General features: G+C 48.5%; 8 protein-coding genes and 1 pseudogene. 8 read left to right on the top strand and 1 reads right to left on the bottom strand.

The features are described 5' to 3' along the window. The first annotated feature begins 21 nt into the window (after positions 1–21). The 7 genes and pseudogenes from msrC to OGV80_RS24420 all read left to right on the top strand — a co-directional run. Positions 22–519, top strand: coding sequence for a free L-methionine (R)-S-oxide reductase MsrC (gene msrC / locus OGV80_RS12425; RefSeq protein ID WP_043016679.1), 498 nt, complete (start codon positions 22–24; stop codon positions 517–519). A gap of 96 nt (positions 520–615) precedes the next feature. Next, complete coding sequence (gene proQ / locus OGV80_RS12430) at positions 616–1,302, top strand: RNA chaperone ProQ (protein WP_003833781.1); 687 nt, start codon at positions 616–618, stop codon at positions 1,300–1,302. 19 nt (positions 1,303–1,321) lie between these two features. Further along, positions 1,322–3,370 (top strand): carboxy terminal-processing peptidase, encoded by a 2,049-nt coding sequence (gene prc, locus OGV80_RS12435; RefSeq protein ID WP_043016678.1) that lies wholly within the window; start codon positions 1,322–1,324, stop codon positions 3,368–3,370. A 192-nt stretch (positions 3,371–3,562) separates the two neighbouring features. Continuing rightward, the gene (gene htpX, locus OGV80_RS12440; RefSeq protein ID WP_043016677.1) at positions 3,563–4,444 is read left to right on the top strand and encodes a protease HtpX; all 882 of its coding nucleotides are present in this window, start codon (positions 3,563–3,565) and stop codon (positions 4,442–4,444) included. Positions 4,445–4,776: 332 nt separating this feature from the next. Continuing rightward, positions 4,777–5,358, top strand: coding sequence for a YrbL family protein (locus OGV80_RS12445; protein ID WP_043016676.1), 582 nt, complete (start codon positions 4,777–4,779; stop codon positions 5,356–5,358). A 594-nt stretch (positions 5,359–5,952) separates the two neighbouring features. Next, positions 5,953–6,483, top strand: coding sequence for a hypothetical protein (locus OGV80_RS12450; protein ID WP_087052612.1), 531 nt, complete (start codon positions 5,953–5,955; stop codon positions 6,481–6,483). Positions 6,484–6,797: 314 nt separating this feature from the next. Beyond that, positions 6,798–6,866: pseudogene (locus OGV80_RS24420) on the top strand (ESPR domain-containing protein); the annotation flags it as partial. Here OGV80_RS24420 and OGV80_RS24515 read toward each other — a convergent pair. Next, complete coding sequence (locus OGV80_RS24515; protein WP_286515040.1) at positions 6,833–7,387, bottom strand: hypothetical protein; 555 nt, start codon at positions 7,385–7,387, stop codon at positions 6,833–6,835. The pseudogene OGV80_RS24420 and the gene OGV80_RS24515 sit on opposite strands and share 34 nt — an antisense overlap. Positions 7,388–7,472: 85 nt before the next feature. Between OGV80_RS24515 and OGV80_RS12460 the strand changes: the two genes are divergently transcribed. Continuing rightward, complete coding sequence (locus tag OGV80_RS12460; protein WP_502873997.1) at positions 7,473–11,552, top strand: autotransporter outer membrane beta-barrel domain-containing protein; 4,080 nt, start codon at positions 7,473–7,475, stop codon at positions 11,550–11,552. Positions 11,553–11,606: the final 54 nt, after the last annotated feature.

Below are 11,606 nucleotides of genomic sequence, written 5' to 3' on the forward strand. Positions count from 1 at the left end.
AGACAACCAAGTGATTAAATAATGAACAAAATAGAGCTATACACGGATCTAAACCGTGATTTTCAGGCATTAATGGCAGGTGAAACCAGTTTTCTGGCAACGCTGGCGAATACCAGCGCGTTGTTGTACGAGCGTCTTGCAGAAGTAAACTGGGCCGGTTTTTATCTACTCGAAAACGATACGCTGGTGCTTGGACCCTTCCAGGGAAAAATCGCCTGTGTGCGGATCCCGGTAGGGCGCGGGGTGTGTGGTACCGCAGTAGCGCAGAACCAGGTGCAGCGCATTGAGGACGTTCATGCTTTTGACGGGCACATCGCATGCGATGCCGCCAGCAATGCAGAAATCGTTCTGCCAATCACCGTCGAAAATCAGATGATCGGCGTGCTTGATATCGATAGCACGGCGTTTGGCCGCTTCAGTGAAGAGGATGAACAGGGGCTGCGAACGCTGGTGGCAGCGCTTGAAACCGTGCTTGCAACGACGGATTACAAAAAATTCTTTGCGCGCGTCGCAGGATAATCAACGGATAACGTAGCAATTACTGATGACGTCATTATAATGTCGCCTGTTCATGCCTGCGCTTGTTGGCTACGTCCGTTGTAATCAGGAAATTTCATGGAAAATCAACCTAAGTTGAATAGCAGTAAAGAAGTCATTGCGTTTCTGGCCGAACGCTTCCCGCAGTGTTTTAGTGCGGAAGGCGAAGCGCGCCCACTGAAAATTGGCATTTTTCAGGATCTGGTAGAGCGTGTTGAGGGCGAAATGAACCTCAGCAAGACGCAGCTCCGCTCTGCCTTACGTCTCTATACTTCAAGCTGGCGCTATCTGTATGGCGTAAAATTGGGCGCAACGCGTGTCGATCTTGACGGCAACCCTTGTGGTGAGCTGGATGAGCAGCACGTTGAACATGCCCGCAAACAGCTCGAAGAAGCTAAAGCCCGCGTTCAGGCGCAACGTGCAGAGCAACAGGCGAAAAAACGCGAAGCGGCCGCTGCTGCCGGTGAAAAAGAAGACGCACCGCGTCGTGAGCGTAAGCCGCGTCCTGCTCCGCGTCGTAAAGAAGGCGCTGAGCGTAAACCTCGCGCTGAAAAACCAGCAGCAAAAGCACCGCGTGCTCCTCGTGAAGAACAGCATACCCCGGTATCTGATATTTCAGTACTGACGGTAGGGCAATCTCTGAAGGTGAAAGCAGGTAATAATGCGATGGATGCCACCGTATTAGAAATCACCAAAGATGGCGTCCGTGTACAGCTGAATTCGGGTATGTCTTTGATTGTACGCGCAGAACACCTGGTGTTCTGAAACGGAGGCCAGGCCTGGCATGAACACTTTTTTTAGGCTTACTGCGTTAGCTGGTCTGCTTGCATTAGCAGGCCAGGCACTTGCTGTAGAAGATATCACGCGTGCCGATCAAATCCCCGTATTAAAGGAAGAAACCCAGCATGCGACGGTAAGCGAACGTGTGACATCGCGTTTTACGCGTTCACACTATCGCCAGTTCGACCTGGATCAGGCGTTTTCGGCAAAAATTTTTGACCGCTATTTGAATCTGCTCGACTACAGCCACAACGTGCTGCTGGCGAGCGATATCGAACAGTATGCAAAAAAGAAAACGGTCCTCGGCGATGAACTGCGTACCGGTAAACTGGATGTCTTTTACGATCTCTATAATCTGGCGCAAAAACGTCGATTTGAGCGTTATCAGTACGCATTAAGCGTACTGGCTCGTCCAATGGATTTCACCGGTACCGACACCTTTAACCTCGACCGGAGCAAAGCCCCATGGCCGAAAAGCGAAGCAGAGCTTAACGCGCTGTGGGACGGCAAGGTTAAATTTGACGAACTCAGCCTGAAGCTGACCGGTAAAACCGATGCGGAAATTCGTGAAACGCTGACGCGTCGCTACAAGTTTGCGATTCGCCGTCTGGCGCAGACCAATAGCGAAGATGTGTTCTCTCTGGCGATGACGGCTTTCGCCCGTGAAATCGACCCGCATACTAACTATCTGTCTCCACGCAATACCGAACAGTTCAATACTGAAATGAGCCTGTCTCTGGAAGGTATTGGCGCGGTTTTGCAAATGGATGATGACTATACCGTCATTAACTCCATGGTAGCGGGTGGCCCGGCAGCCAAGAGCAAAGCGATAAGCGTTGGCGACCGTATTGTCGGCGTGGGCCAGACCGGAAAAGGTATGGTTGACGTGATTGGCTGGCGTCTTGATGACGTCGTGGCGCTGATCAAAGGACCTAAGGGCAGCAAAGTTCGCCTTGAAATCCTGCCCGCTGGTAAAGGTACCAAGACGCGCACCGTAACGTTAACGCGTGAACGTATTCGCCTCGAAGACCGCGCCGTGAAAATGTCCGTGAAAACCGTTGGCAAAGAAAAAGTTGGCGTACTGGATATCCCTGGCTTCTATGTTGGCCTGACGGATGATGTCAAAGTTCAGTTGCAGAAGCTGGAAAAACAGAACGTCAGCAGCATCATTATCGATCTGCGCACCAACGGCGGTGGCGCGCTAACCGAAGCCGTTTCACTTTCCGGTCTGTTCATTCCTTCTGGCCCGGTGGTTCAGGTTCGTGACAATAACGGTAAAGTGCGTGAGGACAGCGATACCGACGGCGTTGTGTACTACAAAGGCCCGCTGGTGGTGTTAGTCGATCGCTTCAGTGCTTCGGCATCAGAGATTTTTGCCGCGGCAATGCAGGATTATGGTCGTGCGCTAATCGTTGGTGAACCAACCTTCGGGAAAGGCACCGTACAGCAGTATCGCTCCCTGAACCGTATTTACGATCAGATGCTGCGTCCGGAATGGCCGGCGCTCGGTTCTGTTCAGTATACGATCCAGAAATTCTACCGTGTAAACGGTGGCAGTACGCAGCGTAAAGGCGTTACGCCGGACATCATCATGCCGACAGGCAATGAAGAAACTGAAACCGGTGAGAAGTTTGAAGACAACGCGCTGCCGTGGGATAGCATTGATGCTGCGACCTACACCAAATCAGATAACCTGACGCCGTTTGGGCCTGAATTGCTGAAAGAGCACAATGCGCGTATTGCCAACGATCCTGAGTTCCAGTACATCATGAAGGACATTGCGCGTTTCAATGCGCTGAAGGATAAACGCAACATCGCATCTCTCAATTACGCTCAGCGTGAGAAAGAGAATAACGAAGATGACGCAATGCGTCTGGCGCGTATCAACGATCGGTTTAAGCGCGAAGGCAAACCGCTGCTGAAGAAACTGGACGATCTGCCGAAGGATTACCAGGAACCCGATCCGTACCTGGATGAAACGGTAAAAATTGCGCTCGACCTGGCGCATCTTGAAAAAGAAAAGCCAGCGGAACAGCCCGCAACCGGTAAATAACCTTAAACAGGCACAAGAAATTGTGCCTGTTTTTTTAACAAACGCATGAAGACGTCAGTCTGATACGATAAAATGTAAAGTTGTGTCTTTCTGGTGACTTAGCACCTATGGATGCTTGAAAATAGCCATAAGACCCATACGATATGGGTAATCGCATAGTGCGTTTTGTTAAATTGAGGTTAAAAGAAAATTATGATGCGAATCGCGCTCTTCCTGCTGACGAACCTGGCTGTGATGGTCGTTTTCGGGCTGGTATTGAGCCTGACAGGGATTCAGTCAAGCAGCGTTCAAGGCTTGTTGATCATGGCACTGCTGTTTGGTTTTGGTGGTTCCTTCATTTCGCTGCTGATGTCCAAGTGGATGGCGTTAAAGTCCGTTGGTGGGGAAGTAATCGAACAGCCCCGCAATGAAAGGGAACGCTGGCTGATGAATACGGTAGCGAATCAGGCTCGTCAGGCCGGGATCGCCATGCCACAGGTCGCAATCTACCATGCGCCAGATATTAACGCGTTTGCTACCGGTGCGCGCCGGGATGCTTCGCTGGTGGCTGTGAGTACTGGCCTGTTGCAAAACATGAGCCCGGATGAAGCCGAAGCCGTCATCGCGCACGAGATCAGCCACATTGCCAATGGCGATATGGTTACCATGACGCTCATTCAAGGGGTGGTGAACACCTTCGTTATCTTTATCTCACGTATTCTGGCGCAAATTGCCGCTGGCTTTATGGGCGGAAACCGCGATGAAGGTGAGAGCAGTAACGGCAACCCGTTGATTTACTTTGCAGTGGCGACGGTGCTGGAGCTGGTATTTGGTATTCTGGCGAGCATTATTACCATGTGGTTCTCACGTCACCGTGAATTCCATGCGGATGCCGGTTCAGCAAAACTGGTGGGGCGTGAGAAAATGATCGCCGCGCTGCAGCGTCTGAAAACCAGCTATGAGCCGCAGGAAGCGACCAGCATGATGGCGTTCTGCATCAACGGTAAATCCAAATCACTGAGTGAGCTGTTTATGACTCACCCTCCGTTGGATAAACGTATTGAAGCGCTGCGCAGCGGTGAATACCTGAAATAACTGGCAGCAAGCTAAAAGTAAAGAGCGCGTCGACAGACGCGCTTTTTTTTATCTATATTATTTGACGGGGAGTTCAAAACAGATTTACCCGTCTCCCTGGTTGCCAGAAGATTCATTTACTTCAGTTCGTGTGCAGTACCATCAGATAGCAAATGGATTCGGCGTAATGAAGATGTGATAGCGGCAATTAGAAAAATGAACTGGGTGAATACACATCTCGTTTAACTACCATTGAAATACATGGATACATAATAGTTTTAACTGGCAGAACTCACTGACGCAGGTTAGTTGAGGCGAATTCATTTTCCTTAGGGTAAGAGTCAAAAACTATTATGAAACAAGAGCTTGTATTGACAGATGAAGACTTGCTGGCAAGAGGTAACGACCGATACGTCTTTCAGCATCCTCAGGATAGCAAGCTGCTGATCAAAATCGTTATTTCAGATATAGCTAACTATAAAAGCAAATTACGTGAAGTCTTCCGCGATCTCAAAGAGTGCAAGCCTAACCATCAAACTGACTCGCTTTATATGCAAAAGATCGAAGGTCTTGTTGAAACAAACAAAGGAGTAGGGCAGATCACTGTGAAGGAGTGCGATGAACATGGCAATATTGCGCAAACTCTTTATCAGCTCGCCGTGAAAAAAGAACTCGATGACAGTAAATTACAGAAGCTGAATGCTTTTTTAGCATGGTTTGTCAGCACCAGAGTCATTATTAACTCTCTGCATTGTAAAAACATTGTTTACGCCTGGGACAGCGAGCGTCAGGAGTATCGCTTCAAAGTCATTGACGGGTTTGGTGACAAAACGTTTTTTCAACTCAGTAAGCTTTCACAGTCAGTTCGCGATAAGAATAAAATCAAATGTCTCAAGCGGATGCTTAACGATTTGAATGGCCTTCAACAAGCTTAACCACACTGGTTAGAAATAGTCTAATCATAATTGTTTGTTGCTGGATATCCAATACAACGAGCTGATTAATAGAGGTTTATACTCAGACGTTCGTTGTATATCAACTTCTTGAAACATATTCTTAATTGCCCGGCTTATGTGCTCATGTTTGCAGCTTAAGTATAGATTGCTGGCAGTTTCATTATCGGCTTAACCCGATATCAGTATCCTCGTAGACCCAGTGAACTTTCTTATCAACCCTCCCGTTATCTATTTTTCATTCCTGTCTTCGATATAGCAAATATCTCTTCCTTTGAAGCAATATTTACTATTTTCCCAATAGTTCGGTCAGGATCTGATCTTAACAACACAGTATGATCTACTGAAACGATGGTGGATTTTTTGTATTTTATATTTTACAGACTGTGCTGCCAGATATCTTTATGGCCAAAACATCTATAAATTAATTTTTTATTAGTATAAATAACTGACATTGTGCATGCCGATTATAATGAAGGTGTCATTTTAAAAGTAAATACATTACAAGATTTCTCATCTACAGTATCGATTCCTGAACGGAAATTCAGGAATTAGAAAACGACAGGAGTTATTGGTTTGCTGCAACAAAAATATATTGTTTTTACTCAGGATACTTACCTTCGTTGTTCTATAGACGCTTTGATGCAAGCGAGTTTTACAGAGAAAATATTGTGTTTCTGCGATGTAGATTCATTTCCTACACTGGATGCGCTTTATCGTGCAATTGAATCAGTCTGTACAGATACTAGAATAATTACTATCTCACGGGGATTATGGCTCTCCCGGTTACTTGGAACACTAGTAGATTTGGAAATGACAGATGATTTCTACAAGTGGCGTTTATGTATCTTCAGGGGACAAAAAAATCACTCCCGTAAGGTAATCGATAAAATACTAAGCATCAGACAACTTAAGACATTAACCCGACGAGAGATATATGTTATTCATTTATTACTGGCTGCAAATAGCGTCAGCGAAGCTGCTAAATTAGCAAGAATTGACGTTAAGTTTTTCCAGGCGATAACAATCGCTATTGCGCGAAAATATAATTTACGTAATTCTAACGAACTGCACTTTTTTGTTCGTAAATTTATGCTGTGGAGTTAGCGTGGTAACAGCTATGTGGAATTTATCTATACAAATCATTAACACCGCCTTGTCTTAGCATTAAACTGAATTGGTGTTAATGACTGTTTTTGTCATATAAGTAAGATAAAGTATCTATAATACGTCAAACTATCGATATAAATGGATGTTTTTGTGAGCCGGGAATAGTATCCGTCCCGTACAGGTGCTCAATGTTTCTGCGGAAAAGACCAGAAAAGAGAGGCTATCTGTTGAGTGTCGTTATATTCATTGCTGTACCGCCATGATAATTAGCCAAAACATAAAGGCTTCGTGGTCTTATTCGGAAGGTGATTATGAACAAGATTTATCGTGTTATATGGAATTCGGCTCAAAATTTATGGGTTGTGGTTTCGGAGTTTGGTAAAGGTAAAACGAAAAGTAAAAGCACTACCCAGTTCTCCCCGAAATCCACCAGTATGCTGTTTAATCTTAAAGCTGTTAGCACGGTTGTTACATTAATACTATCAGGGAACGTTAATGCGTTAGAAATCAATGGATATACTGAATTCAATTCATCAGATAGTATAAATGATGGTTTGCAATGGAACACAACCTCTACTGTGCAGGTAAATAACGGTGCGGATGTTATTATTACAGGTGGCAATCCAACAATAAATATGGCGCCACCTGCCAATGAAAATACATCTATATGGATCAATGGCGGCAGTTTAACAGCGGAAAATAGCGGTGCACTATTAATGGGAAATAATAGTATGCTGCAAATTGGTGGTTCCCAATTAGGAGGGTTGACATCGGAGCAATCCGGGGGGACTGCCGGTGTTATCTCTGCTGGTGATATTAAAACGAATACTGGCGCGACAGATGCGACCATCTGGATGTTTGGTTCAGCGAATGCAATGGCTAGGTTAACTGCAGAAAGCATTAGTCTTACTGCAGATCATAATAGCATATGGCTGGCAAATCCCAGTTCTTCAGAGCAGGGTGCCGAAATTAATGTTACGGGTGACATGACCGTAAAAAACACCAGTGGCGGCACGTTCATGATGGTGGGCAATTCCCAGCTTAACGTGGGCGGCGATCTGTCTCTTGATACTACGAACGGTAGTTTTTTAGCGACTAACAATTCAACTTCGAATGGTATCAACGTTGGTGGCGATCTTACTTTCAGTAATAACGTTGAAATCAATAACATTGATGCTGTTAGTACTGCTGCAGGCATTTATTCAACGGTGGTAAATGTTGGTGGAGATATAAATGTTGTTGGTAAAAACGTAGGGGGTACGGGTCTTCAGATATTGAATGCAACAGGAACGGGCATAACGACGAATGGTGATTTCAATATATCGTCAGCAGTCGCTGACAACGTGACAAAAGTGATCCTGGGGCACGCTTCAAAAGTGACTGCTGAGAATGATATCACATTAAACAGTGTATCCGGCGGCGCTACCCAGCTTTATATTGGTGATGCTAAGTATGGTGCCCCTACCTCTATTGCTGCCAAGAGCATAGCAATGAGTGGCGATGGCCAGAATACGGTTATTTTCAATAACATCAATCAGGCTCAACCTGGTACTGAAGGCTATTTATTCAATATTGCGATTAATGGCGATGGCGCGGTGGAGCAACAATCAGGACATACTACTCTGGCTGCTGTGTCAAATTACACTGGTGGGACGGTAATTAGCGGTGGTTTACTTTCCATTGCGGATAGTAAAGCACTGGGAAGTGGTGTGGTATCTGTTAATACGGCTCCAAACACTAATACTGGACTGGATATTGCTTATGCTGATGGCAGTGCATTCAATAACATATTATCAGGTAGCGGTAATTCAACCGTATCTGGTAATGCCCAGATAACCGGTACTAACCAAAACTATGCGGGTAACTGGAACGTAGCGGGCACTGCTTCAACGGATACCGCGGTGTCCTCTACGCAGAATAATTTCGGTACCGGTGATGTAAATATCAGCAGTGGCGGACGCTTGCTCGCGACAACAAACAATGGGTTCAGCTTTGATAATAAGTTAACCGGAGCCGGATATCTTGTTGCTGATAATAATGGTAATGCGTTTAACTTTAGCAATACCACGGGTTCTGAATTCGCAGGGAATGTGATTCTCAATAATAATCTGTTCGCATTAGAGGCAGACAATACGTCTGCGTTAACGAATGCCACGCTTACCGTGGGTACTGGCAACGCTACATCGGTTGGAACTGGAACACAAAACATTGGTGGTCTGGCCTTTAATGGCGGGACATTAATTTTTGGTGCTGTTTCTCCTGGCGATACGCTTAGCGATCGTTTCATTCAGACGGAAAACGATCTGAATTTAACCGGTAGCGGGCAAATTCAAATTAGTACTGGTGGCGATTTTGAGAACACGCCGCAGCATCCTGACACAACTTTACCTTTGCTCCAGCAGGATGAAGGTGACGTCCTGGTTAAATTGGCTGATAGCTACGGCACGGTTACAGGTAGTGCTGGGAATCTTAGCCTGGTCGATCAGAATGGTAATGTGGTTTCTAATGCCCAGACATCTCACATTACTCAGAATGGTGAGACCGTGGCAAATGGTGTTTACGATTATCGTCTGACAAGTGGTGAAAATGGCGATGGACTTTACATCAATTATGGTCTGACCCAACTCGAATTACTTGCGCAAGGGAATAATGCCCTAACCCTCAATGCCGAAGGGAATACCGGTAATGCCGCAGATCTCAGCGCCCGCGTGACCGGCACTGGCGATCTGGCGTTTGACAGCGCCAGAGGGCAGACGGTATCGCTGTCGAATATGGATAACGATTACACTGGTATCACCGATGTACGCAGCGGCAACCTGCTGATGAAAAACGATAATGTTCTGGGACAGACCAGCGAACTGCGTCTGGCCGCTGATACCGGTTTTGACATGAACGGTTATAGCCAGACTGTCGGTAAGCTGACGGCGGCGGCTGACTCACTGCTGAACATCAATGGCGGTAGCCTGACCCTGCAGCAGGGTGGCACAGCCGACGGGATATTGACCGGAAGCGGCGCGTTAAACATCAATGGCGACACGCTGACCATCACCGGTGAAAACAGCACGCTGACGGCAAAAACGACCATTGCAGAAGGCGCGCGCGTGCTGATGAACACGACGCTGGGCCTTGGCACCGGCGATATTGTGGCGGCGGGAACGCTGACGATGAGCAAGGCCGCAGGCGCGCTTTACAACAGCATCAGCGATGCCGGACGGGTTGAACTCAGCGAAAGCGATGTCGCGCTGGTGGGCAACAACAGCGCCTTTACGGGGCAATTTGCTGTGGATGCGGATTCCCGGCTCACCGTGTTTACTGCAGAAAATCTGGGCAGCGCAGAGGTGAGCAACGGCGGTTCACTGGTGCTGAACAGTAATACCGACTGGCAGCTTAATAACGAGGTTTATGGTAGCGGCGATGTGACCAAGCTGGGAGCCGGCTCCATTACCGTCGGCAATAACGCCGCCTGGACGGGCAAAACGGAGATTGAGCAGGGCGGCCTGGTACTGGGGGACGGCACATCTCCGGTCACGCTGGCCAGTAGCGAAGTCAACATTGCGGCTGCGGGGATGCTCTCGGGCACGGGGGGCGTTGCAGGTCATGTGAATAACGCCGGTGTGCTGCAGGTGGGAACCGGGACCGGCGACAACCTCCTGTTCACGGTGGGGGGCGACCTGGTTAACAGCGGTACCCTCGCAACCGGTGTGAATGGTCAGCAGGCCGGTAACCAGCTGGTGGTCAATGGCAATTATACGGGGAATGGTGGGCATCTTTCCCTGAACACCGCGCTGGGGGATGACAATTCCGTTACGGATAAGCTGGTGGTGAAAGGCGATACCAGTGGCACCACCTCCGTCAGCGTCACCAACGCCGGTGGGAAAGGGGCCGCCACGATTGATGGGATCGAAGTTATTCATGTTGATGGCGCATCGGACGGTGAGTTCACCCAGGCTGGCCGTATTGTGGCAGGGGCATATGACTACAGCCTTGGGCGCGGTCAGGATGAGAACAGCGGCAACTGGTATCTGACCAGCGGCAAAACCAATCCGGATCCCGAACCAAATCCGGATCCGGATCCCGATAAAGATCTGCGCCCGGAAGGCGGCAGCTACACGGCTAACCTGGCGGCAGCCAACAACATGTTCGTCACCCGTTTGTACGATCGCCTGGGCGAAACGCAGTATACCGATGCCCTGACCGGCGAGCAGAAAGTCACCAGTATGTGGATGCGCCACGTTGGCGGGCACAACAACTGGCGTGACGGCAGCGGCCAGCTGAAAACCCAGAGCAACCGTTATGTATTGCAGCTGGGAGGCGACATTGCGCAATGGAGCCAGAACGGACTTGACCGCTGGCACCTGGGCGTGATGGCGGGCTACGGGAACGACCACAGTAACACCCGGTCATCACGCACGGGTTATCGTTCCCGGGGTTCAGTCAATGGCTACAGCACCGGCGTGTATGCCACATGGTATGCCAATGACGCGTCGCATAACGGCGCCTGGCTGGACAGCTGGGCTCAGTACAGCTGGTTTGATAACAATGTTAAAGGCGATGACCTGCAGGGCGAGTCATATAAATCGAAAGGGGTGACCGCTTCGCTGGAAATGGGATATGCCCAGAAAATGGGCGAATTTTCCGGCAGTCAGGGCACGCTGAATGAATGGTACATCCAGCCTCAGGCGCAGGCGGTCTGGATGGGCGTGAAGGCGGACGATCATCAGGAAAGCAACGGCACCCGTATCACCAGCAACGGTAGCGGCAATGTACAGACCCGGCTGGGCCTGAAAACCTGGATTAAGAGCCATCATCAGATGGATAACGGTAAAGAGCGTGAATTCCAGCCGTTTGCCGAACTGAACTGGCTGCACAATTCACGTGATTTCAGTACGACCATGGACGGCGTGAATGTTCGTCAGGATGGGGCGAAAAATATCGCCGAGGTAAAAGTGGGTGTGGAAGGACAGGTGAGTCCGCGTCTTAATCTGTGGGGCAACATCGGGGTCCAGGCTGGCGACAAAGGCTATAACGACAGCGCTGCGATGGTCGGTGTGAAATGGAACTTCTAAGCTGATTCTGCCGGGCAAGTTCAGCCAGACTGGCGTATGTCAGTCTGGTTATTT

This window comes from Citrobacter sp. Ce119, from assembly GCF_030334525.1.
GTDB lineage: Bacteria > Pseudomonadota > Gammaproteobacteria > Enterobacterales > Enterobacteriaceae > Citrobacter > Citrobacter europaeus.